The following is a 21,251-nucleotide window of genomic DNA, read 5'->3' on the forward strand; positions in this document are numbered from 1 at the left end:
GGCCGATCCGGGGGTGTTCCACCCGTCTTTGCGGACACGCGACCTTGAGCGCCCTTCCCGGGCCGATGCCTGAGCGAGGCTGGCCCCGGGAAGGGAAGGCCGTCTCCGGGAGATGAGGAACCCATGAGCAGCACCCTGCCGGTCATCGCGGCGGTCGACGGTTCGGACGACAGCCTGCGCGCCCTGGACTGGGCCCTCGACGACGCCCGCCGACGGGCGGTGCCGCTGCGGGTGGTCCATGTGCGGCAGTACGCCGCCTGGGTGCAGCCCGACATCCTTGCCGCCGGGCCGCCGGAGCCGGGCGACGACCCGGTGCTCGGCCAGGTGCGCGCGTATCTGAAGGGGCGGACCGACCTGCCGGCCGTGGAGTACCACGGCCTGGAGGGGGTGCCGGGCGCCCTCCTGCCGGAACTCGGCGCCGGTGCCCAGCTGTTGGTGCTCGGCTCCCGAGGGCGCGGCGGCTTCGCCAGCCTGCTGCTCGGCTCCAACGGCATGGCCGCCGCCCGCGACGCCGAGTGCCCCGTCGTGGTGGTGCCACGGCCCGGCCGTGAGGTGCACGGCGACGTACCGGTCGAGCCCGGCCCGCGCGTGGTCGTCGGCCTGCAGGTGGACAGCCCCGACGAGGCGACCCTGGACTTCGCCTTCACCGAGGCCGGGCTGCGCGGTGCCCGCCTCCATGTGGTCGCCGCCTACATGTGGCCCGTGCAGACCTGGACCACCCCCGGCGAACTCACCCCGCCGATGGTCGACCAGAACGCCATCGAGAACCAGACCTGGACCCTCGCCGAGGGCTTCCTGACCCCGCACCGCTCAAGACACCCCGACGTCCCCGTCGACACCTACGCGATGCCGGGCGACGCGGCAGGCCAGCTGGTCGCGGCCTCCAAGGACGCCAGGCTGGTCGTCGTGGGCCGCCACCGACGCCGTCTGCTGGCCCCCGCCCGCATGATGGGCTCGGTCGCCCAGGCGGTCCTGCTGCACGCGGCGGCCCCGGTGGCGGTGGTACCGCCGGTGATGGGGGAGGAGTGAGGGCCGGCGCCGGGCTGGTCCCGCGGTGGAACGTGACCGCCGGCGGTGCGCGGGGGCGGTGCAGGTGCGTGGGGGCTTGTCGCGCAGTTCCCCGCGCCCCTCGAGGCGGCTGCCGTGGGCGTCGACATGGTGCAGGGCCGCACCAGGACGGTTCCCGGGAGCCGGACCTGCGGGCCTGCTGCGGCCGGCAGAAGGTGTGGGCCGCGAAGGGCCTTTGAGGAACAGCGTCCGAGCCGTCGGATTCCCGCCGCACCGGCCGTCGATACGGTCACGGCATGCGGCCGGCGCGTCCCCGCGGGAGTTCGCCCGCGAACACCTCAAGCTCGCGCAGCAGCCGACGCACTTCCGTCATGAACCGTCCCCGTCGGGCGCTAGTGGAAACCGGCGCACCTACCGTCAGACGCGTGCAGGAACCGCTCGCGCGGGACACCGCCTCGCTCTCGACCTCGCCCTCACCGTCCGCCACGACGGACACGGCGGCGGCGCCGACGACCTGGCGGACCCCGCAGGGCTCACCACCTGGGTCCTCGCCCACCCCGAGATCGTGCCGGACCCCGCGGCCTGCGCCGCCGACCGGGCGAGCCTCACCGCCGTACGCGAGCTGCGGGCGGCAGTCCGTGCACTCTTGCCCACGCCGTACGCCCCGCCGAACCCAGCCGCGCCCACGCGGCCCGTCTGCTGCCCGTGCCCGAAGCCGTCGCACGCCTCAACGCCGCGGCCGCCCGCACCCCGACCGTCCCCGTGCTCCACCGGCCCGACGGCGCCGACCCCGCCGTCCACACCACGGTGGCCGACGGCGCGCACGACCTCACGGCGACCCTCGCCCAGGCCGCGGTCGCCTTCCTCGCCGGCCCCGACCGGCAGCGGCTGCGTGCGCTGCCTCCTCAAGGAGCACCCGCGCCAGGAGTGGTGCAAGCCCTGCTGCGGAAACCGCGCATGCGTCGCTCGCCACCACGACCGGTACAAGACCCACCGGGGGCGTGAGAGCTCAGCCGACCTGGATGTTCTTGTTCATCCCGAGCTGCTTGTGACCCGGGATCGGACAGTACAGGTCGTACGAGCCCTTCTTGAAGGTCACCGTCAGGTTCGCCTCCTGGCCGCCCTGGATGTTCTTGGTCCTGGCGTCCTCCACGCCGGGGCCGTCGATGGACAGGGCGTGCGTGATCTTGCCCTTGTTGTCGGCGACGAAGGTGTAGGTGCCCGGTGTGAACGACGACCGGGACAGTTTCAGCCCGTACTCGGTCTCGGTGACCGTCACCCGGGTCCCCGAGGCCTTGCTCGCGCCCGAGGAGGCGCCGGAGGAAGCCGAGCCACCTCCCCCGCCCCCGCTGGAGCAGGCGGCCAGAACGAGAGCGGCGGCGAAGGCCGACGCCGTGACCCCGAGTGCCGTACGCGTCGTACGGGCCCTGCGTGCCGTGAGTGCCATGTGGCTCATCCCCTTCCGGGTCTGCCCGCCACTCGTCTGGCTTGTCAGCATCTGTGGAGGGAGACCCTCTATGGGGGATACGCATGGAGATGTTCCGGTGTTCAGGACAGACTCCACCGCGGGGAAACAGTCCCTGAAGCGGTTCGGTCAGAAATCCACAGACCGGGTCGCGCGACGCCCCCGAGGCGTACGCTGAGGTGCCTGTAGGTCACGGAGCGCGCCCGCTCCCCGCGCGGGCGTACCACCGTGGCAGGGGGTACGCCATGGGGCAGCGCAGCGTGCGGAGCAACCGCACCATCTTCGAACGCGAGAGTGAACTCGCCGCAGTGGACGAGGCGTTGGGAGAGCTCACCGGGCTGCGCAGGGACGGCGCCGAACCGTCCGACCGCCCCCGCGGCGCACTCCTCGCCTTCGCCGGGCGGGCCGGCATCGGCAAGACCACCCTCCTCGCCGAGGTCCGCCGGCGCGCCGCCGCCCGCGGCTGCACCGTGCTGTCCGCCCGCGGCGGCGACCAGGAACAGCGCGTCGCCTTCCATGTCGCCCGCCAACTGCTGCAGCCCCAACTGGCCGGGTCCGCCGAGACCGAACTGCGGGCCTCGCTGGGCAGTTGGTACGACATCGTCGGCCCCGCCCTCGGCCTGTGCGCCCCCACCGACGGCGCCCCGCCCGACCAGCAGGGCCTGCGCGACGGCCTCGACTGGGTGCTCACCCATCTCGCCGTGCTGCGCGCCCCGATGGTCCTGGTCCTCGACGACGCCCACTGGGCCGACTCCGAATCCCTGCGCTGGCTCGCCGCGTTCGCGCCCCGCGCCGAACAGCTCCCGCTGCTGGTCGTCGTTGCCTACCGGCCCGACGAACTCCCCGACCACGCCGAGTCGTTCAAGGGATTACCGGGGCGCGCGGGCGGCCGCCCCCTCGACCTGGAACCGCTGAGCGCCGCCGCCGTCGCCCGCCTCGTACGGGAGACACTCGGTGCGCACGCCGACGACGCGTTCTGCCGTGAGTGCTGGGCCGTCACCGCCGGCAACCCGTTCGAGACGGTCGAGCTCGTCGCCAAGGTGCGCGACCGCGGCCTCACCCCGACCGAGACCGGCGCCCATCTGCTGCGCGACCTCGCCGCCGCCGTCAAGGGCAGCGGGCTCGTCGCCCGCCTGGAACGCCTGGGCACCTCCACCGTGCGCTTCGCCTGGGCCTGCGCCGTCCTCGGCACCGAGATCCCCCCGCTGCTCGCCGCCGCCGTCGCGGGACTCGGCCACGAGGAGGCCGCCGACGCCGCCGACGCCCTGCGCGGCGCCCGTATCCTCACCGGCGCCGAGACCCTCGAGTTCGTCCACCCCCTGATCGCCACCGCCGTCTACCGGGCCATCCCGCCCGGCGTCCGCGTCGCCCTGCACGGCCAGGCCGCCTGGTGCGTGATCAACGAAGGACAGGGGCCCTCCGCCGCCGCCCGCCACCTCCTGGAGACCCACCCCGACGGCGACAACTGGGTCGTCCAGCAACTGCGTGCCGCAGCCGAGGAGACCCTCCGCGCCGGCGCCCCCGACGCCGCCCGCAGTTACCTCGCCCGCGCCCTGCGCGAACCCCCGCCCTACGAGGACCGCGCCGCAGTCCTCTACGAACTCGGTTCCGCCTCCCTGCTCACCGAACCCGCCACCACCGTCAACCACCTGCGCGCCGCCCTGGAAGAACCCATCGCCGACGCCCGTCTGCGCCAGCACATCGTCTACCGACTCTCCCAGGTCCTCGCCCACAGCGACCGCCTCGCCGAGGCCTCCGACACGCTCGCCCGCGAGATCCGCGTCACCGACGACGCCCGCGTCAAGCTGCGCATGACTGCCGAACAGTTCATGTGGGACGCCTTCCGCGCTGACGAACCCGACCACCCCTCCCGCTCCCGCCGCCTGACCCGGCTCGCCGACCGCCTCAGCGGCCGCGACCTCACCGAGCGCTACATCATCGGCCTGCGCACCTGGGACGCGGTCCTGCGCGGCGAACCCGCCCGTGTCGCCCTCCACCACGCCGAACGCGCCCTGACCGGCGGCCTCGGCTGGGCCGAACCCGACCGCGGCTTCGAGGTGCCCGTCCTGGTCGCCCTCGCCTTCATGTACGCCGACCGGCCCGGGCGGACCGAAGAGCTGTTCGCGAGCGGCATCGCCGACTTCGAACGCCAGGGCTGGCGCGGCGCCCACCTCTCCTTCGCCTACACACTCCTCGCCTACGTCCGCTACCGCCGCGGCCGGCTCTCCGAGGCCCAGGACTTCGTCATGGCCGGACTCCGGCTGGCCGAGCGCGTCGGCCCCGGCACCCCCGCCCACTGGTACGCCGTGGGCATCCTCATCGAGGTCCTCCTCGCCCGCGGCCGCATCACCGAGGCCGCGCAGATCGCCGAGGACTACTCCTTCGGGGCACCCTTCCCGGCCGCCGTCGTCTTCCCCGACGCCCAGACCGTGCACGGCGAACTCCTGCTCGCCCGCGGCCTCACCAAGGAAGCGGCCGAGGAGCTGGCCGCCGCCGGCCGCCGCCTGGAACCGCGCGGCATGCGCAACCCCGCCTGGTGCCCCTGGCAGCTCCACCTCGCCCGCGCCGAGAGCCACGACACCCCCGAACGCGCCGTCGCCACCGCCCTCGAAGCGCTCGCCCGCGCCCGCCAGTTCGGCACCCCGTCCGCCATCGGCCAGGCCCTGCGCACGGCCGCCGAGGTCTCCTCCGGCTCGGCCCGCATCAAATACCTGGAGGAGTCCGTCGCCCACCTGGAGCGCTCCCCGGCCGCCTACGAACTCGCCTGCGCACTCGTAGCCCTGGGCACCGAACTCCGCCGCACCGGCCGCCCCCGAGACGCCGCCGAACACCTCTACCGAGGCCTCGACGCCGCCGTCCAGTGCAACGCCGACGGCCTCGCCGAAACAGCCCGGGACGAACTGGCCGCAGCAGGCCTCCGCCCCCGCCGCCTGCACAGCACCGAGACGGACACCCTGACGTCCCGGGAACGCACGGTCGCCACCCTGGCCGCCGAGGGCTGCACCGAGGCGGAGATCGCCGACCAACTGCACCTGGACATGCCAACGGTCGTCCGCCTCCTCTCCGCCGTCTACCGAAAGATGGGCACAGAGATCACGGGCCTGGGCGCAGCGCTGGGCCCCGGACAGCCAACACCAGGGGTGGCGCCTCAGGGCTAGCTAGTCCTGTGGAGCCAGGGTGCGCAGAACGTCGAACTCGTTGCCCTCGGGGTCAGCCATGACCACCCAGTTGCGGTCCGGGCCCTGGCCCACGTCCACCTTCACGGCGCCGAGACCGAGCAGTCTGTTCACCTCGTCCGCGGTGCTGCCGTCGATCGGGCTGACGTCGAGGTGAAGCCGGTTCTTGACGGTCTTGCCCTCGGGCACACGGATGAACATCAGGGTGGGAGGCATCTGGCGGGCCCGGATCTCCTCGACGGTCGGCACCCAGGAGCCGATCTCGACCTTGCCCTCGCTCCGGTCGATCACCTTGAAGTCCAGGACCTCGCACCAGAAGGCCGCGAGCCTCTCCGGATCATGGCAGTCAACGGTCAACTCGGTGAACCTGCTTGTCATGCTTCTCCCAGACAGCGCGAAGGGGGCTCGGCGTCGGTCGCCCGCCCGACAGGTCCGAGATCTTATTGACCACGGGTATCAGGAGGGGCTTGATCCGAAGGAAACCGCCCAGGGGTACGGGGCTGCATCGATATGCGGCTCCGCCGCGGGGGCGCGATCGACCTCCACAACCCGCACCCGAACGACGACCGCCCCCGCCCCACCAACCGGCAGGGTCCACGTACCATTGGCGACATGTCGTTCCTCCGCCGCCGCAGCGCCACCCCCGCCGGGCCCGACTTCGACGTTCTGGCCATGGACCCGGGCGACTGGCCCGGCAATCTGGGCGCCGGCCTGCTGCCCGCCCCCGACGGCACCTGTCAGGGCGTCTTCCTGCGCTACGACCTGTTCGGCGGCCGCGGCCCCGCGATGATCATCGGCAATCTGCCCGAGGGCTCCCCGGCCCGCGAGACCGCCGAGGACGAGATCCCCTTCGAGGTGGCCCAGCTGCTGATCGCGCTGGAGAACGAGGAGGAGGTGAGCGTCGTCGGCGTCGAGGACATGCCGGTCATGCAGGGCGACAACCTCCTGATCGTGCGCCGCCTCAAGCTCTCCGAGACCCGCATCTCCTGCGTGCAGTTCGACCGCAGTGACAACGTCCTGGTGACCATCGCCGCCTGGGACCGCCCCATCACCGACGACCTGTACGCCCTGCTGAAGCCGCTCCCGGCGGAGCTGTTCCAGCAGGGCTGACACCGGCTACCGGCGGGACCGCACCACCTGCACGTCCGCGGCCCGTACGAACGCCACCCGGTGTCCGAACTGGATCTCGTAGTACAGGTCCTTTCCGACCACCACCCGGTGTGAGTCGGTGGTGAAGGTGACCGCGTAGTAGTACTCGCCCGGCACCTTGTCGCCGACCACGTACTTCTGCCCCTTCGGCAGTGTGTACGGCAGCGGCGACACCGCCTGCGCGGGCACCTCGGCCGGGTACGCCGAGGCCTCCGGGTAGGCCCGCCCGTACACCGGGACGCTGTCCAGACCCGGCTTCGGGGTGACCACGTCACCCGACGCGTCCACCGCGGTCCGGTGCTTCTTGGGGTTCTTGAACCATGCCTTCTGGCCCAGGTACCAGATCGCCGTCCAGTCCCGGTAGTGGCCCGCCACCGCGAACTGCTGGCCGGTGGAGGCACGGGAACCCACGTCATTGACGTCGATCGTGGAGTCGGCGTTCTTGTGCAGACCCACGTCCTTGATCAGGGCCGAGTGCTCGTCGTGATCCGAGTACAGCCGCACCTCGCTCGAGCCGTGCGCAGCGCAGGGCTCGTCCTTGGTGACGCAGCCCGTGTACTCCGGCTGGTTGGCCTCGTAGTCGGGCCGGATCGTCACCAGCCCGCCGCTCTTGCCTGCGGTTTTCCGGAAGGGATGGCCCAGCAGCTCGAAGTAGTGCCGCCAGTCCCAGAACGGGCCGGGGTCGGTGTGCATGCCCGGGATGGTCGACGTCGTCGGGCCGGGCACATTGTCGTGACCGAGGATGTGCTGCCGGTTCAGCGGGATACGGTATTTCGCCGCGAGATACCGCACCAGGCGCGCCGAGGCGCGGTACATCGCCTCCGTGTACCAGGCGTCGGGCGCGGCGAGGAAGCCCTCGTGCTCCAGGCCGATCGACTTGGCGTTGATGTACCAGTTGCCCGCGTGCCAGGCCACGTCCTTGGCCTTGACGTGCTGGGCGATGAGGCCGTCCGTGGAGCGCAGGGTGTAGTTCCACGACACGTAGGTGGGGTCCTGGACCAGCTTCAGGACCCCGTCCCAGGTGCCTTCGGTGTCATGGATGACGATGTACCGGATGCTCTGCGAGGCGGGGCGGTCGCCCAGGTCGTGGTTGCCGTAGTCGTTGTCCCCGAACTCCTCGTACGGCGCCGGGATCCACTGGCAGGACACCGACTTCGGGCACTCCGTACCGCCCGCGGAGACGGTGCGCAGGCCGGACTTCTCCAGCTGCGCGGTGTCGGGGGCGAGATCCGGCTGGGCGGTCAGCACGACGTGCTGCCCGGCGTCCGTCGTCCGCTGCTCGCCGGTACGCATCACCTCGTACACGTCGTTCGCGTAGGCCGCCGCCGTCCCGGTGTCCTCCGCGCCCGAGAACCGGGCCACCGCCCCGTACCACTGAGCCGGGTCCGCGCTGAGCGGCTCACCCAGCTCCCGCTGCTCGGCGGCCAGCAGCGCGGCACCGCCCGCCACATTGGCGGCCGGGTCCGTACGGAGCCGTTCGGCGCTCAGCCCGGTCAGGCCGGCCGCCCTCGGCAACGTCTTGAGCCGGGGCGGGAGTTCGGAGTTCTCCGGCACCTTGGTGTCCGGGTGCAGGGCGGCGCGGGCCGTGTCCCCGCGGGCGTCCCCCGTGCCGTCGCTGTGGCGCGCGGTGCGGGCGATCGCCGTACGGGCATCGGTGAGGTGCATCGGGCCGTAACCGCCGGACACGCTCGGCGCGCCCCCGTGCGCGTCCCACCGGGACTGCAGATACGACACGCCCAGCAGCACGCTCTGCGGCACGTGGTACTCGGCGGACGCCGAGGCGAACGCCTGTTGCAGCCGGTCCTCGGCGGGCCTGGCGTCGGACGGGGCCGCCCCGAGCAGCGGCAGCAGCAGGGCCGCAGCGGCGAGGGCGCCGGCAGTTCTGCGGGCGCGTCTGTGGCCGGGTGCGGACGTGGGGTCGGTGGCAGATCCTCGCAATGCAGCCTCCTGGGACGGACGAGCGTGGCGGGGCGTGCAGGGCCGAGCGGTGGGTCAGTGGTACCCGCTGGCCGACGATCCGTCAATCATGCCCAGAAGCAGGAGATTTCCCATGTCAACACGAGCGTGGAGGAGTTTCCCCGGCGGCGGTGTGCGGGCCTGCGGGGCGTCAGTGGCTTACACCAATGGCCCTGCGCGCAGGCTTTTCCGGAAGGTCTGCCGCGTAGGTGCGCACATACGAAGGTCCGCGGTACGCCGCTGTCCTGGGCGCACCGCGGACCTTCGTCCCCGTCAGCGAGTGCCGACCGCCGCGCGTACGGCCCGACGGGCCAGCTGGCAGTCGTCGTGCAGCCGCCTGAGCAGCAGCCGCTGTTCCTCGCCGGACGGCGCAGCACCCGGGTGGGCCACTCCCGGTGCCGCCGGGGTCGTGTCGTGCATCGAACGCTGCACGGCTGTTTCGTAGGTACGGATCTCACGGGTCAGTACGAGCATCAGGTTCACCAGGAACGCATCCCGTGAGGCCGGGCCCGCCGACTGCGCGATCTGGCTGATCTGACGGCGGGCCACCGGTGCGTCGCCGAGCACCGACCACAGCGTGGCCAGGTCGTAGCCCGGCAGGTACCAGCCCGCGTGCTCCCAGTCCACCAGCACTGGACCGGCCGGTGAGAGCAGGATGTTCGAGAGCAGCGCGTCTCCGTGGCAGAACTGGCCCATGCCCTGCCGGCCCGCCGAGTGCGCGATGCCGTGCAGCAGCTTCTGCAGGTCGCCCATGTCGCGGTCGGTGAGCAGGCCCAGTTCGTGGTAGCGGGAGATACGGGTCGCGTAGTCGAGCGGGGCGTCGAAGGTGCCCGCCGGTGGCCGCCACGCGTTCAGCCGGCAGATCGCGCCGAGGGCCGCCCTGATGTCCGCACGGGGCGGGGCCTCGATCGGGTGCCGCTGCAGTGCCGCGACCCGCCCCGGCATCCGCTCGATGACCAGTGTGCAGTTGTCCGGGTCCGCCGCGATCAGTCTCGGCACCCGCACCGGCGGGCGGTGCCGGACGAACGAGCGGTATGCCGCTATTTCATGGCGGATCCGCTCGGCCCAGGCTGGGGAGTGGTCCAGTAAACACTTGGCGACGGCCGTGCTGCGCCCCGTCGTACCGACCAGGAGCACGGACCGGCCGCTGCGGCGCAGCACCTGCACCGGAGCGAACTCGGGACAGATCCGGTGCACCGAGGCGATCGCCGTCCGCAGCTGGGCGCCCTGGGGGCCGGACAAGTCGAGTCTCCCGCTGAGCGGTTGGGTGCCGAGACCCGGCACGCGCCGCGTCCGGGCCGCGCCGAGCGCGGGGGCCGCCGGACGCGCGGCGGGATCGAGGTAGGGGCCGCTGCCCGCCGGGCGGGAATGCAGCGACCGGGGCGGGGCGGACACGGAGGACGATGCTGCGTACATGGGCGAAACAGATCCCTTCGTGTGCCTGCGACGACAATGCGCTCCCCGGCCCGGCGCCCCGGGTGCACCCTGGGGAATGCATCCCTTGTTCCAGAAGGCGACCGGGTCGGGGTGGCGCTTTCCTACCTGACACCCGATGCCCAGTGGCACACCATCTGGCGAACCCTGGCGAACCCTGGCGAATAGTCGCCCGGCAACTTGCACCGGGCTACTGTCAACTCAGCCGAGAACCTGGGGGCTTGACGTGAGCGGACAACCCAACACCCGCCTTGCGGACCTGTTCGGCCTGGCCGGCTGGTCCAAGGGTGAACTCGCGAGGCTGGTCAACCGGCAGGCGGCGGCCATGGGCCACCCCCAGCTGTCGACCGACACCTCCCGCGTGCGGCGTTGGATCGACATGGGAGAGATCCCGCGCGATCCGGTGCCGAGGGTGCTGGCGGCTCTGTTCACCGAGCGACTCGGCCGTGTCGTGACCATCGAGGACCTCGGTCTGGTCCGGCACGGGCGTGCGGGGAAACGGCAGGACGCCGGGACTGTGGAACATCCCGACGGTGTGCCGTGGGCGCCCGAGCGGACCGCGGCGGTCCTCACCGAATTCACGGGAATGGACCTCATGCTCAACCGACGCGGCTTGGTGGGCGCGGGTGTCGCGCTCACCGCAGGATCCGCACTCAGCAGCGCCATGCACGACTGGCTGCACACCGATCCGACCCTCTCCGCCGACGCTCCCGACTTCGACAATCCCCTGCACGCGGACCCAGCCGGGTTCGACCGCTACGAGGCCGCTCCCATCGGGTCGCAGGAGATCGAGGAACTGGAGCGCTCGGTCGAGGTGTTCCGGGCCTGGGACGCCGCCCGCGGCGGCGGGCTGCAGCGCAAGGCAGTCGTGGGCCAGCTCAACGAGGTGGGCGGCATGCTCGCCTACCGTCACCCCGACCATCTCCAGCGACGCCTGTGGGGGGTCGCCGCCAATCTCGCCGTCCTCGCGGGCTGGATGTCGCACGACGTCGGCCTGGAGCCCACGGCCCAGAAGTACTTCGTCATCGCCGCCCATGCCGCAAGAGAGGGCGGCGACCGGCCCCGCGCCGGAGAGGCACTCTCCCGGGCGGCACGCCAGATGGTGCACCTGGGCCGGCCCGACGACGCACTGGACCTGATGAAGCTCGCCCAGTCCGGCTCCGGCGACGAGGTGCTGCCGCGCACCCGGGCGATGCTGTACACCATCGAGGCCTGGGCACAGGCATCGATGGGCAAGGGCCAGGCGATGCGCCGCACCCTCGGCCGGGCGGAGGACCTCTTCGTCTCCGACCGGGGCGATGTGCCGCCGCCGAGCTGGATGCAGATGTTCAAGGAGGAGGACCTGTACGGCATGCAGGCCCTGGCCTACCGCACCCTGGCCGAGCACGAGCCGGGAGCGGCCGTGCACGCCCAGCACTACGCGGAGAAGGCACTGGCCCTCAGGGTCGACGGACGGCAGCGGTCGAAGATCTTCGACTTCCTGTCCATGGCCTCGGCCTGCTTCATCGCCGACGACCCCGAACAGGCCGACCGCTATGCACGCCTCGCTCTGATGTCGATGGGTTCCAACTCCTCCCACCGCACCTGGGACCGGCTGCGCCAGATGTACCGGCTCACCGCCGAGTACTCCAGCTACCCGAAGATCCACGAGCTGCGGGAGGAGATCAAACTCGCGTTGCCCAGGACGGCGAAGGGCGGCAACAGCGCACGGGCATAGGGGGCCTGTGCAGCTGTCGCTGCTTCATCTCACCGGGGCACCCGGGCGGTTCACCTCACCTTGGCGGCGAGCAGGCACGCGTCGTTCTCGCGGTCGGCCTCGCCGTACTCCTCCACGACCATCCGTACGCAGTCCTGCGCGGTCTCTGCCTCGGCCAAGCGGGGGGCCAGGTCGAGGAGTTGGTCCACGGCCACGGTGTCCGTACTCCCGCGCCCGGGCACCAGCCCGTCGGTGTGCAGCAGGAGCAGATCGCCCGGCTCAAGGGTCTCTTCCGCCTGCTGGTAGGAGGCCTGCGAGGTCGCGCCGAGCAGGACGCCGTTCGGTGCATGCAGCCTGCGCCCCGTCCCGTTGCGGAACAGCAGTGGGGCGGGGTGTGCTGCCTGTGACCAGGCCAGCGTGCGGGTCTCGGGTCGGTAGCGGCAGCAGACGGCGGTGCCGAGGGCGGGTTGCACGGTGGCGTCGAGTAACTGGTTCAGCCAGGCCATCAGTTGCCCGGGCTCGGTGCCGGCCATCGCCATGCCGCGCACGGCGCCCAGCAGCGTCGCCATGCCCGAGGCGACGGCCACGCCGTGCCCGGTCAGGTCACCCACGCTCAGCAGGGTCTGGCCGTCGGGCAGTTCGAGCGCGTCGTACCAGTCGCCGCCGATCAGGGCACTGGTCGAGGACGGCAGATGGTGCGCCGCCAGGTCCAGGGTCTCGGGCCGTTGCTGCGGGAGCCGCAGGGAGCCGCGCCAGGGCGGCAGCACGGCCTCCTGCAACTCGACCGCGAGCCGGTGCTCGGTCTGCGCGCGGTGCTGGTGGCGCTGCAGCGAGTCACGGGTCTCGCTCACCACCTTCTGGCTGCGGCGCAGTTCGCTGACGTCCCGCAGTACGGCCCACATCGAGGCGGTGCTGCCGTCAGTGTCGAGCACGGGCTCGCCCATCATGTGCACCGTGCGCACCTCGTCGTCCGGGCGCACGATGCGGAACTCGCCGTCGATGGGCTTGGCGTCGACGAGGCAGTCCGTGACCATGGCGGTCAGCTTGGCGCGGTCCTCGTCCAGCACGAGGGAGGGCAGTTCGTCGAGGGTGAGTGCGGGGGTGGCGGGGTCGCGGCCCAGGATCTGGTAGAGCTCGCCGGACCAGGTCGCCTCGTCCGTCAGCAGGTTCCACTCGGCGCTGCCGACCCGGCTGAGCAGCGAGTCGTGCCGGGGCGCGGAGGGAACGGGTGGCGGCCCGTCCCGCAGCTGCCCCAAGTGGGTGTCGAGGTCGCTGAGTTGGTGCAGTGCCAGATCGCACAGAGCGCGCTGCCACCGCTCCTGCGGGTCCGAGCCGTCGCCGCGGGCGTCCTGCCGTACGGCGTCCACATCGCCCTTGAGCCGTCGCGTCTGCGATATCAGCGCCTCGACCGAGCCGCGTCCTGGCGGCTGGGCGGCTGGGTGATCCGCAGAGAGGTGGGACGGCATGACGCACTCCGATGCGGGGACGGTTCGACCGGGGCAGGCGGCTTGAAGGACCGTTACGACTGTGGCACAGCCCGCGACGCGCCGTAAGGGATTTGGCAACACACGATACGGTGGTGCTTCTGGCATATGCCACAGTCTTCACGGAGTGGTCGTGCGGTGCGAACGGCGTACGTCGCAGGCTGGTCAAGTCGTAGGCAGCGTACGCGATTTGAAGGGTTGTTGTGAATTTCGGATGCGCGTTCAGCCGTGCGTTCGACGCCCACTTGTTCTAAGCCACGTCGAGTGACGCACGTCACATAAATTCGCAAGCGCTTCGACGTAATGCAAACGCCTCCTGCGGGGTCGTACAAGCACACCGGTAATCCGGCCGACCTCCGACCGCAGTGGAGACCGACCATGGAACTCACCCTCGAGCAGCCCGCCCGCGGCCTTCTCATCACCGCCGACGAGCGGGAGCTCGCGGTTCCCGCCACGCTGCGCTATGCCGCCACGGACCCGCTGGCCGTGCACCTCGACTTCCCGCCCGAGGTCTCCCTGGACGGCACAGGAGTGACCTGGACCTTCGGCCGCGCCCTGCTGCAGGAGGGTCTGCGCCGTCCCGCCGGGCACGGCGACGTGCACATCTGGCCGTGCGGACAGGTCCGTACCGTGATGGAGCTGCACTCTCCCTGCGGCCTGGCCCTGCTCCAGTTCGACACCGCGGCCCTGCGCCGGTTCCTGCTGCGCAGCTATGCCGTGGTGGCGGCCGGGCAGGAGGACGTCGGCGCGGCCGTCGAGGAGGGGCTGAACTCGCTGTTCGGCAGTGTCTGAGGTGCCGGTTCGCGGGCCGTCAGCGCAGTGCGGCCTCGCCCGCGCGGACGGCACGCAGGGCGCGCTCGACGCTCTGCTCGTTCTCGCCCACCGGGGCCACGTAGTCGAGGACGCCGCGGGCGGCCTCCTCCCCGAGCGTGCGGGTGATGACCCAGGTGGCGAGATACTGCGAGGCCAGACAGCCGCCCGCCGTGGCGATGTTCCCCTCGGCATGGAACGGCGCGTCCAGCACGGAGACGCCGCAGGCCTCGACGAACGGCCGGCTCGTCCTGTCCGTGCAGGCGGGCATGGAATGCAGCAGCCCGAGCCGGGCGAGCACCAGGGCGCCCGAGCACTGGGCACCGATCAACTGCCGTGCGGGGTCGAGCGGCAGCCGGGAGATCAGCCGGTCGTCGGCGACCACGTCCCGGGTCTTCACCCCGCTGCCGATCAGCACGACATCGGCCTCGGTCACGAACTCCATGGGGCGCTGCCCGGTCACCTCGACGCCGTTCATGGAGACGACCACGGGCTCGGGCGTCGTGATGAAGGCCTCCAGACCGTCCTTCCGGCACCGGTTGATCAGCGCGGAGGCGATGAAACTGTCCAGCTCGTTGAATCCGTCGAAGGTGACCACGGCGACCTGCATGAACATCTCCTCGAGGCACGGCACCAGGAGACAGCAGTCTGCCAGCGGTGTCGTGCCCGGGTCGCGGGCCAATCGGCGAGCGGTGGCCCGCGCCGAGGGGGCGGGGCTCAGTAGCGCAGGATTCCCGCGATCCCGTGGGCGTCGCCCAGCATCCCGTCCGGGACGAAGCGGACGTCCGCACCCGTCTCCAGGCACTGTTCGACGATCTCGTCCACAATGTCCTCGCGGGAGTCCAGGTCGCCGCTCTCGGCCGGGATCAGATGGCCGCCGAGGACGTCGCGCACCGTCACGCGGTAGTTCTCCTCGACCGCGAGCAGCCGTACGCGGCCCTCGCGGGCGCTCTGCCAGACCTCGTCGACACCGGCGGCGAACGCCTTGCGGCCGCGGGCGGCTTCGAGCTCCCGGGCCACGGCCTCGGTGCTTTTCCGTGCCTCGGCGGCGACCTTCGGCCGTACCGCCTGCCATACGGCGTCGGGTGTGCCGTGTGCGAGACCGCCGTGCGGCACGTGCACCGCCTCCTTGGTGACGCTGCCGACCTCGTCCATCGCGGACAGGGCCGCCTGCTCACCCGTGACGTAGAGCGGCCGCGGCTGCTCGCGCAGGACCATGCCCATCGCGGCGTCGGCCTCGCGCAGGAAGTGGCGGGTGTCCTCGTCGCGGAAGGTGCTCGGCATGTCGCCGATGCGCTCCTGCCGCTCGGCGTCGAAGTTCACCGGGCGTCTGGTCATGGGGAATCCGCCGGTTCGGTCCTCCGTGACGCGGTCGGTGCCGCCGCTCCACAGGGTGACTCGGTCGGAGGAGACCGACAGGACCCAGAACGGCCGTTCGGCCGCCTGCGCGGAGACGAGGTTGCGGGTCAGGAAGGTGTCCGAGAGCACCACGCGCTCCGGCACCGTACGGGCGAGCGACCACACCTGGTGCTCACCCGGGGCGGCGAAGATCACCAGGCCGTCCTCGGCATGCGCCAGATCCACCTCCTGAAGGGCCTGGTCGAGCTGACGGACCACTTCGGAGCGCCGTTCGCGGGTCACCGCGGGATCGGACTCCAGCTGCTTCTTGGCCTCGGCCACCACATTGCGCAGCCGGACCGGATCCTGGGCGTTTTCGGGCTCCCGGCGGTGTGTGGGCGTCAGCACCGACACGGCCGGATAGGCGCGCGGGCGCCGGAGCTCGGAGAGGGTTGAGGGACTCAGGTCGTGCTCCATACCAAGCACGATAGGGCTGTTTCCCCCAAAGGGCATTAGGGGCGGCGGTGCTGGGCAATCAGAACAATTCCGGCTTCCGGCCTACCGCTGCTCGCCGTTCGGCTCGATCGCCGCGATGTTCCCCTGCGCCACGGCGCACAGGGTCTGCGCCCCGGTGGCGTCGACCGTGATCAGGTCGCAGCGGGTGACGACGCGGGTGCGGCCGGCCCGCACCACGTGACCGTGGGCGCGCAGGATCTCGCCGATGGCGGGGCGCAGGTAGTCGATGGTGAACCCGGACGTGATCAGCCCCGCCCCCGCAACGGTGCCCGCGGCGAGGGTCAGCGTGTTGTCGGCCGCGTAGGAGAGCACCCCGCCGTGCACGAAGCCGTACTGCTGGAGGAGCTCCTCCCGGACGTCCAGTTCGAGGGTGGCCTCGCCGTCCCCGAACTCCGTCACCCGGGCGCCCAGCAGCCTGCTGAAAGGCTGCTGGGCGAGGATCTTGCGGGCCAGGTCCAGATCCATCGTCCTGCTCACCTCTCCAGCTCACTTCACTAGTGAAGTGAGGGTGGCGCGGGCATGTGCCGTCTGTCAAGATCGGCCCATGTCCGAGCCTGATCAGCGTCTTTACTTCCTGCTGCAGCGGGCGGCGCACCAGCTGCGCACGACGGTCGACCGCCGCTGTCTGGCCGCCGCCGGCGTCACCACCGCCCAGCTCGGCGCGCTGTTCGCGGTGCAGGACCAGCCCGGGCTCACCCAGCAGGAGTTGGCCCGCATCCTCGGTCTGCGGGAATCCGCCGTCACCGCCCTCGTCGGACGGCTCACCGCGGCGGCCCTCCTGCTCAAGCAGCAGCATCTCCATGAACACCGGGCCGTGAGGCTGGAGTTGACCGAGGCGGGCATCGCCGCCCTGCGCGCCGCACAGCCGGAGGTCGACCGCCTGAACGCGGAACTGCGGGCGCTGCTCGGCGAGGACGGGTTCGTACGGACGGCGGGGGCGCTGCAGCAGCTCGCATCCTGGGAGAGCTGACACCTCAGGTGGCCGGGGTCTCGTCGCCCTCCGGACCGCACGAGCTGCCGGTTGGCGGCAGGCTGCCGTAGAGCAGGAAGTCGTCGACCTTGCCCTGCACGCACTTGGAGGACGCGTAACCGGTGTGGCCCTCGCCCTTGTTGTCGAGGACCACGGCCGAGGGGCCCAGCCGCTTCGCCGTCTCCACGGTCCAGCGGTACGGCGTCGCCGGATCGCCGCGGGTGCCGACGAGCAGCATCTTCGGGGTGTGGACGTCGTGCACACGGTCGCGGATGAAGTCGGTGCCCCTGGGACGGCCGTAGCACATCAGCAGCTCGGTGAGACGGTAGCGGCCGAAGACCGGGGAGGCCTGCTCGTACTCGGCGCGCAGCCGGCCGAGGTCCTTGACGATCCGGTCGACGCCGGGGCGATCGGGATCGTCCGCGCAGTTGATCGCCATGAGCGCCGCCGGAAGATTGTCGAGCGGGACCTCGTTCTCGTCGACCAGGCCGCCCCCGGCGTGCTGCCGGAAGGGAAGCGCGGCCCCGCCGGACGAGAAGCCCAGCACCCCGCGCGCGTCGCCGTCCTCGACCAGCTCGGCGATCGCGCGCTCCAGCGACGGCCACAGGTCCTTGCTGTAGAGCGCCTGGCTGATCGCCCCCACGAGATCCTGCCCGGTGAATTCCTGGCCGAAGTCCGTCGGCAACGGGTCCTTGTCGAGGGAGTCGACGAGATGCACGACCTGCTCACGGGCGTCTCGCGGTTCTTGGCCGAAGGGACAGGCGATGTCCTTGGTGCACCAGGTGATGAAGTCGTCCAGGGCCGTCTGCTGTCCCTCGGCGCCCGCGACTCCCTGTTCGGACATCGGTTCGGTCAGCGTGTCCACTCCGTCGAGGACCAACCGCCCGACCTTCTTGGGGAATTCGGCCGCGTACACGGCGCCGAGCCGGGTCCCGTAGGAGAAGCCGAGGTAGTTGAGCTTCTTGTCGCCGAGCGCCGCACGCATCACGTCCAGGTCGCGAGCGGCGTTCACCGTGCCTATGTGGGGGAGTACGGGACCCGAGTGTTTCGCGCACTCGGCGGCCGCCTCCTTCAACTGCCGCAGCACGGCCCGCGGATCGTTGCTCTCCGCGATCCCGTCGGCCGCGGCCGAGGCCTCCTCGGAGCCGTCTCCGCAGCTGACCGGCGAGGACCTGCCTACCCCGCGCGGATCGAAGGTCACCACGTCGTAGCCGTTGGTGAGCCTCATGAAGTCCTCGCCGCCGGAGGCGAGTTGGCTGACGCCCCCGGCGCCGGGGCCGCCGAAGTTCAGCAGCACCGAACCCCGCTTCTTGCCCGTCGCCCGGTAGCGGGCGAGGGCCAGGTCGAGCGTGCCGGCCTTCGGGCTGGCGTAGTCGAGGGGGACGGTGACCTTGGCGCACTGGAGATCCTTGGGCATGTCGTCGCCCTGGCACCCGGACCAGGTGAGCTGCTGCCGGTAGAACCGCGACAGGTCGGGCCCGGAGCCGTCCGAGCTCGCCGTGGGCTGCCCTGCGGCCAGCAGGGACAGGCCTACGGCTCCGGTGACGGCGAAGCGTCGGACAGCGGGCCGCGTTGACAGCTTGACCAGCATCAATGCCTCCCGGGGCGCCCGCCGGGGACCGGGGAGAACGGCGCCCTCGATCACGATAAGCGGATGCCGCAGGGCGCGCCTCCGGGCGGGCGGGACCGCGCAGGATGCCTTATCGTGCGCACCTTCCCCGCGCACACGGCGGTTTTGCCGCCCGTTCGACAACCGGGCCGCTCGATGGAGTGAAAGCCCGATAAGCCATAACTCGGATGGTTTCCCTCGCGTTTTATCCGGTGCGGGCCAGTGCCCGCTTCTCCGGCGCGGGTATGTGCCCGCGACCATGTCTGGAAGGCAGGGAACCTATGAGAAGGGTTACCCGAAACGGTGTGATCGCCGTCGCCGCTGCCTCGGGAGCGATGGCCTTGACGGTTCCGGCGTATGCCGGAGCCACGGCGGACGGCGCGTCCGCCGACTCGCCGGGCGTGATCTCCGGTGACACCGTCCAACTGCCGGTGCACGTCCCGGTCAACGTGTGCGGGAACACCGTGAACGTGGTGGGGCTCCTCAACCCGGCCGTGGGCAACAGCTGCAGCAACAAGAGCGCGAGCGGCAGACACGGTGCGGGCGGCACCTCCGCCGGCGGCAGCAGGGCCCACGGCAGCGGAAAGGATTCGCCGGGCGTGATCTCCGGTGACACCGTCCAGCTGCCGGTGCACGTCCCGGTCAACGTCAGCGGGAACACGGCCGACGTGGTCGGCATCGGCAACGCGGCCGACGGCAACACGTCCACGAACACCTCCGGCGGCCACACCCACCACTGCACCAAGCCCGCACCGGCCCGTGCGCATCCGCAGCCCGTGACCGTGCAGCGCGCCGCACCACGGCAGGCGCCGGCCTCCCTCGCCCACACCGGCACCGACCGGACACTGCCCGCCGCCGTGGCGAGCGCCGCCCTGGTGCTGGGCGGAGCCGCCCTCCGCCGCCGCTTCCGCCCACGCTCGGAGCGCTGAGCCCGCCCGCACGGTCAACGGCTCAATCACACCGTGACGCGCCCCGCAAGATCCGCAAGGATGCTGCGGGGCGCGGTCGATCACCGCGCTCCCATGTCCGCCGTACCCCCCACGGAATGGAGCGCGCGCATGACCTCCGCTGCCCTCGAAGACCTCGTCATCACCCAGGCCGGACCCGAGGACTGGCCGGTGATCAGCGGATGGGCCGCGGACGAGGGTTGGAACCCGGGAGCGGCCGACGAAGAGGCTTTCTTCGCGCAGGACCCCGACGGCTTCTTCCTCGGCCGGATCGACGGCGAACCCGTGTCGGCGATCTCCGTGGTCAACTACGGCCCCGACTACGCCTTCCTCGGCTGCTACCTCGTCCGGCCCGACCTGCGCGGCCGTGGCCACGGCCTCACCACCTGGAAGACCGCGCTGGCCCACGCGGGCAGCCGCACCATCGGTCTCGACGGGGTGGTGGCCCAGCAGGACAACTACCGCCGCTCCGGCTTCGAACTCGCGCACCGCACCGTCCGGTTCACCGGAACCGCACCCGCGGCCGAGGCCCCGGCCGGCGTGCACCGTGTGCAGGAGACAGACCTGGCCGACCTCACCGCCTACGACAGCGCCTGCTCCCCGGCGGACCGCCCCCGCTTCCTGGCCCACTGGCTCACCGGCACCGGACACCGCGCCCTCGTCCGCCGCACCGGCGACCGCGTCACCGGCTACGGAGTGATCCGTCCCGGCCACGACTCGCTCCGCATCGGCCCGCTCTTCGCCGACACCCCCGAGGACGCGCAGGCCCTGTTCACCGCCCTGACCGCCGAGGCGGCCGGCAGCGAGGTCGCCGTGGACGTGCCCGAGACCAACGCGCCGGGCATCGCCCTGGCCGAACGGGCAGGGCTCACCCCCTCCTTCGAGACGGCCCGCATGTACACGGGCCCCGTGCGCCCCTACGCCCAGCACCGCGTCTTCGGCGTGACGACACTGGAACTCGGCTAACGCGCCACCGCCGTGAGCAGCACCATGCCCGAGTCCCCGTAGTCCGGCAGGGTCGGGTCGGCGTCGATGCGGCTGACGGACAGGTCGCGGGTCATGGGGGTGAACACCCTGGTCACGATGGACGGGTCCACCGGGCAGCCCGGCCAGCGCGATACCGGCCCTATGCGGTAGGTGGGCATGTTCTCCATGAAGGCGGCCACCAGGTGCCCGCCGGGGACCACGCAGCGGACGAAGGCCCGGCAGAAGTCCGTGAACTCCGCGTAGTCCTCGGTGGCGCCCTCGGCGACGAAGTGCATGGACGCCAGCTCGTACCCGGCGGGCTCCAGCTCCCTGACGTCCGCGTGGACGACGTTGACATGTGCGAGCGCCCCGGCCAGCGTGGCCGGCAGGTCGGGGTTGAGGCGTCGGCACAGCGCGTGGAACGGCAGCCAGCTGGCGTCCGGGCCGCACTGGATCTGGCGCTCCAGGTAGGCGATGTTGCCCGCACCCGCGTCGACGGCCTCGATCCGGCGGCTCGCGGCGGCCGCCAGGATCAGGGGATACAGGTTGGGTCCGGCCCCGAACTCCACCGAGCGCTCGACAGAGCCCGGCGCGAAGCGGCGGTAGAACGCCGAATGGTGGGTGATGACCGCCGCGTCGGAGGGGTGCAGATCGCGGTAGTTCTCCGCGAGGTAGTCCGCCACCGGCCAACGGTCCCAGTCGACATCGTCGTTGTGTGTCTTCATGG

Annotated in this window: 19 protein-coding genes and 1 pseudogene; 10 read left to right on the forward strand and 10 right to left on the reverse strand. The window is 71.5% G+C overall.

Annotation, left to right across the window (positions count from 1 at the left end):
- The first annotated feature begins 123 nt into the window (after positions 1-123).
- The 3 genes and pseudogenes from ACFY1E_RS25095 to ACFY1E_RS25105 all read left to right on the forward strand — a co-directional run bounded on the left by ACFY1E_RS25095 (position 124) and on the right by ACFY1E_RS25105 (position 2,013).
- Positions 124-1,029, forward strand: coding sequence for a universal stress protein (locus ACFY1E_RS25095; RefSeq protein WP_389079612.1), 906 nt, complete (start codon positions 124-126; stop codon positions 1,027-1,029).
- Between the two features lie 196 nt (positions 1,030-1,225).
- Positions 1,226-1,627: pseudogene (locus ACFY1E_RS25100) on the forward strand (ABATE domain-containing protein); the annotation flags it as partial.
- Positions 1,628-1,713: 86 nt separating this feature from the next.
- Complete coding sequence (locus ACFY1E_RS25105) at positions 1,714-2,013, forward strand: ABATE domain-containing protein (RefSeq protein ID WP_389079614.1); 300 nt, start codon at positions 1,714-1,716, stop codon at positions 2,011-2,013.
- A gap of 4 nt (positions 2,014-2,017) precedes the next feature.
- Here the strand turns inward: ACFY1E_RS25105 and ACFY1E_RS25110 are convergent, their stop codons facing one another.
- Positions 2,018-2,455 (reverse strand): plastocyanin/azurin family copper-binding protein, encoded by a 438-nt coding sequence (locus ACFY1E_RS25110; protein ID WP_389079615.1) that lies wholly within the window; start codon positions 2,453-2,455, stop codon positions 2,018-2,020.
- A 263-nt stretch (positions 2,456-2,718) separates the two neighbouring features.
- Here ACFY1E_RS25110 and ACFY1E_RS25115 point away from each other — a divergent pair, with 263 nt between their 5' ends.
- The gene (locus ACFY1E_RS25115) at positions 2,719-5,631 is read left to right on the forward strand and encodes an ATP-binding protein (RefSeq protein WP_389079617.1); all 2,913 of its coding nucleotides are present in this window, start codon (positions 2,719-2,721) and stop codon (positions 5,629-5,631) included.
- Here the strand turns inward: ACFY1E_RS25115 and ACFY1E_RS25120 are convergent, their stop codons facing one another.
- On the reverse strand, positions 5,632-6,027 hold the full coding sequence (locus ACFY1E_RS25120; RefSeq protein ID WP_389079618.1) for a VOC family protein: 396 nt from the start codon (positions 6,025-6,027) through the stop codon (positions 5,632-5,634).
- Positions 6,028-6,261: 234 nt separating this feature from the next.
- Here ACFY1E_RS25120 and ACFY1E_RS25125 point away from each other — a divergent pair, with 234 nt between their 5' ends.
- Positions 6,262-6,759 (forward strand): hypothetical protein, encoded by a 498-nt coding sequence (locus ACFY1E_RS25125; RefSeq protein WP_389079619.1) that lies wholly within the window; start codon positions 6,262-6,264, stop codon positions 6,757-6,759.
- Between the two features lie 6 nt (positions 6,760-6,765).
- Here the strand turns inward: ACFY1E_RS25125 and ACFY1E_RS25130 are convergent, their stop codons facing one another.
- Both ACFY1E_RS25130 and ACFY1E_RS25135 read right to left on the reverse strand, forming a co-directional pair.
- On the reverse strand, positions 6,766-8,736 hold the full coding sequence (locus ACFY1E_RS25130) for an N-acetylmuramoyl-L-alanine amidase (RefSeq protein WP_389079621.1): 1,971 nt from the start codon (positions 8,734-8,736) through the stop codon (positions 6,766-6,768).
- 291 nt (positions 8,737-9,027) lie between these two features.
- Positions 9,028-10,170: an aminoglycoside phosphotransferase family protein gene (locus ACFY1E_RS25135; protein WP_389079622.1), complete on the reverse strand. Its 1,143-nt coding sequence runs from the start codon at positions 10,168-10,170 to the stop codon at positions 9,028-9,030.
- A gap of 244 nt (positions 10,171-10,414) precedes the next feature.
- Here ACFY1E_RS25135 and ACFY1E_RS25140 point away from each other — a divergent pair, with 244 nt between their 5' ends.
- On the forward strand, positions 10,415-11,905 hold the full coding sequence (locus tag ACFY1E_RS25140) for a hypothetical protein (RefSeq protein WP_389079623.1): 1,491 nt from the start codon (positions 10,415-10,417) through the stop codon (positions 11,903-11,905).
- A gap of 50 nt (positions 11,906-11,955) precedes the next feature.
- Here the strand turns inward: ACFY1E_RS25140 and ACFY1E_RS25145 are convergent, their stop codons facing one another.
- Positions 11,956-13,350: a PP2C family protein-serine/threonine phosphatase gene (locus tag ACFY1E_RS25145; protein ID WP_389079624.1), complete on the reverse strand. Its 1,395-nt coding sequence runs from the start codon at positions 13,348-13,350 to the stop codon at positions 11,956-11,958.
- A 396-nt stretch (positions 13,351-13,746) separates the two neighbouring features.
- On the opposite strand from ACFY1E_RS25145, the gene ACFY1E_RS25150 reads away from it, so the two are divergent.
- A complete protein-coding gene (locus tag ACFY1E_RS25150) occupies positions 13,747-14,160 on the forward strand; it encodes an SsgA family sporulation/cell division regulator (protein WP_389079626.1) in 414 nt (137 codons plus the stop codon).
- Between the two features lie 19 nt (positions 14,161-14,179).
- On the opposite strand, the gene ACFY1E_RS25155 is transcribed toward ACFY1E_RS25150, so the two are convergent.
- The 3 genes from ACFY1E_RS25155 to ACFY1E_RS25165 all read right to left on the reverse strand — a co-directional run bounded on the left by ACFY1E_RS25155 (position 14,180) and on the right by ACFY1E_RS25165 (position 16,497).
- Positions 14,180-14,788, reverse strand: coding sequence for a DJ-1/PfpI family protein (locus ACFY1E_RS25155; RefSeq protein WP_389079627.1), 609 nt, complete (start codon positions 14,786-14,788; stop codon positions 14,180-14,182).
- Positions 14,789-14,895: 107 nt separating this feature from the next.
- Positions 14,896-15,993 carry a chemotaxis protein gene (locus ACFY1E_RS25160; protein ID WP_389079629.1) on the reverse strand — a complete coding sequence of 366 codons (1,098 nt, stop codon included), beginning with the start codon at positions 15,991-15,993 and terminating at the stop codon, positions 14,896-14,898.
- An 81-nt stretch (positions 15,994-16,074) separates the two neighbouring features.
- Positions 16,075-16,497, reverse strand: a complete 423-nt coding sequence (locus tag ACFY1E_RS25165; protein WP_389079823.1) for a PaaI family thioesterase — start codon at positions 16,495-16,497, stop codon at positions 16,075-16,077.
- 79 nt (positions 16,498-16,576) lie between these two features.
- On the opposite strand from ACFY1E_RS25165, the gene ACFY1E_RS25170 reads away from it, so the two are divergent.
- Complete coding sequence (locus ACFY1E_RS25170; protein WP_389079630.1) at positions 16,577-17,002, forward strand: MarR family winged helix-turn-helix transcriptional regulator; 426 nt, start codon at positions 16,577-16,579, stop codon at positions 17,000-17,002.
- 4 nt (positions 17,003-17,006) lie between these two features.
- On the opposite strand, the gene ACFY1E_RS25175 is transcribed toward ACFY1E_RS25170, so the two are convergent.
- Positions 17,007-18,593, reverse strand: a complete 1,587-nt coding sequence (locus ACFY1E_RS25175) for an alpha/beta fold hydrolase (protein WP_389079631.1) — start codon at positions 18,591-18,593, stop codon at positions 17,007-17,009.
- A gap of 299 nt (positions 18,594-18,892) precedes the next feature.
- Here ACFY1E_RS25175 and ACFY1E_RS25180 point away from each other — a divergent pair, with 299 nt between their 5' ends.
- Together ACFY1E_RS25180 and ACFY1E_RS25185 are read left to right on the forward strand one after the other, a co-directional pair.
- The gene (locus tag ACFY1E_RS25180) at positions 18,893-19,540 is read left to right on the forward strand and encodes a chaplin (RefSeq protein ID WP_389079633.1); all 648 of its coding nucleotides are present in this window, start codon (positions 18,893-18,895) and stop codon (positions 19,538-19,540) included.
- 129 nt (positions 19,541-19,669) lie between these two features.
- Complete coding sequence (locus ACFY1E_RS25185) at positions 19,670-20,524, forward strand: GNAT family N-acetyltransferase (RefSeq protein ID WP_389079634.1); 855 nt, start codon at positions 19,670-19,672, stop codon at positions 20,522-20,524.
- On the opposite strand, the gene ACFY1E_RS25190 is transcribed toward ACFY1E_RS25185, so the two are convergent.
- On the reverse strand, positions 20,521-21,249 hold the full coding sequence (locus ACFY1E_RS25190) for a class I SAM-dependent methyltransferase (RefSeq protein ID WP_389079636.1): 729 nt from the start codon (positions 21,247-21,249) through the stop codon (positions 20,521-20,523). The two genes, ACFY1E_RS25185 and ACFY1E_RS25190, sit on opposite strands and share 4 nt — an antisense overlap.
- Positions 21,250-21,251: the final 2 nt, after the last annotated feature.

Origin of the sequence: Streptomyces sp. NPDC001604, assembly GCF_042893475.1 — a bacterium.
GTDB lineage: Bacteria > Actinomycetota > Actinomycetes > Streptomycetales > Streptomycetaceae > Streptomyces.

Excerpts from the sequence above, each read along its gene's own strand:
- ACFY1E_RS25185 (WP_389079634.1), top strand. The coding sequence starts at position 19,670 with ATGACCTCCGCTGCCCTCGAAGACCTCGTCATCACCCAGGCCGGACCC.
- ACFY1E_RS25145 (WP_389079624.1), bottom strand. The coding sequence starts at position 13,350 with ATGCCGTCCCACCTCTCTGCGGATCACCCAGCCGCCCAGCCGCCAGGA.
- ACFY1E_RS25170 (WP_389079630.1), top strand. The coding sequence starts at position 16,577 with ATGTCCGAGCCTGATCAGCGTCTTTACTTCCTGCTGCAGCGGGCGGCG.
- ACFY1E_RS25165 (WP_389079823.1), bottom strand. The coding sequence starts at position 16,497 with ATGGATCTGGACCTGGCCCGCAAGATCCTCGCCCAGCAGCCTTTCAGC.
- ACFY1E_RS25095 (WP_389079612.1), top strand. The coding sequence starts at position 124 with ATGAGCAGCACCCTGCCGGTCATCGCGGCGGTCGACGGTTCGGACGAC.
- ACFY1E_RS25125 (WP_389079619.1), top strand. The coding sequence starts at position 6,262 with ATGTCGTTCCTCCGCCGCCGCAGCGCCACCCCCGCCGGGCCCGACTTC.
- ACFY1E_RS25180 (WP_389079633.1), top strand. The coding sequence starts at position 18,893 with ATGAGAAGGGTTACCCGAAACGGTGTGATCGCCGTCGCCGCTGCCTCG.
- ACFY1E_RS25150 (WP_389079626.1), top strand. The coding sequence starts at position 13,747 with ATGGAACTCACCCTCGAGCAGCCCGCCCGCGGCCTTCTCATCACCGCC.
- ACFY1E_RS25155 (WP_389079627.1), bottom strand. The coding sequence starts at position 14,788 with ATGCAGGTCGCCGTGGTCACCTTCGACGGATTCAACGAGCTGGACAGT.
- ACFY1E_RS25135 (WP_389079622.1), bottom strand. The coding sequence starts at position 10,170 with ATGTACGCAGCATCGTCCTCCGTGTCCGCCCCGCCCCGGTCGCTGCAT.
- ACFY1E_RS25160 (WP_389079629.1), bottom strand. The coding sequence starts at position 15,993 with ATGGAGCACGACCTGAGTCCCTCAACCCTCTCCGAGCTCCGGCGCCCG.
- ACFY1E_RS25190 (WP_389079636.1), bottom strand. The coding sequence starts at position 21,249 with ATGAAGACACACAACGACGATGTCGACTGGGACCGTTGGCCGGTGGCG.
- ACFY1E_RS25120 (WP_389079618.1), bottom strand. The coding sequence starts at position 6,027 with ATGACAAGCAGGTTCACCGAGTTGACCGTTGACTGCCATGATCCGGAG.
- ACFY1E_RS25115 (WP_389079617.1), top strand. The coding sequence starts at position 2,719 with ATGGGGCAGCGCAGCGTGCGGAGCAACCGCACCATCTTCGAACGCGAG.
- ACFY1E_RS25110 (WP_389079615.1), bottom strand. The coding sequence starts at position 2,455 with ATGGCACTCACGGCACGCAGGGCCCGTACGACGCGTACGGCACTCGGG.
- ACFY1E_RS25175 (WP_389079631.1), bottom strand. The coding sequence starts at position 18,593 with ATGCTGGTCAAGCTGTCAACGCGGCCCGCTGTCCGACGCTTCGCCGTC.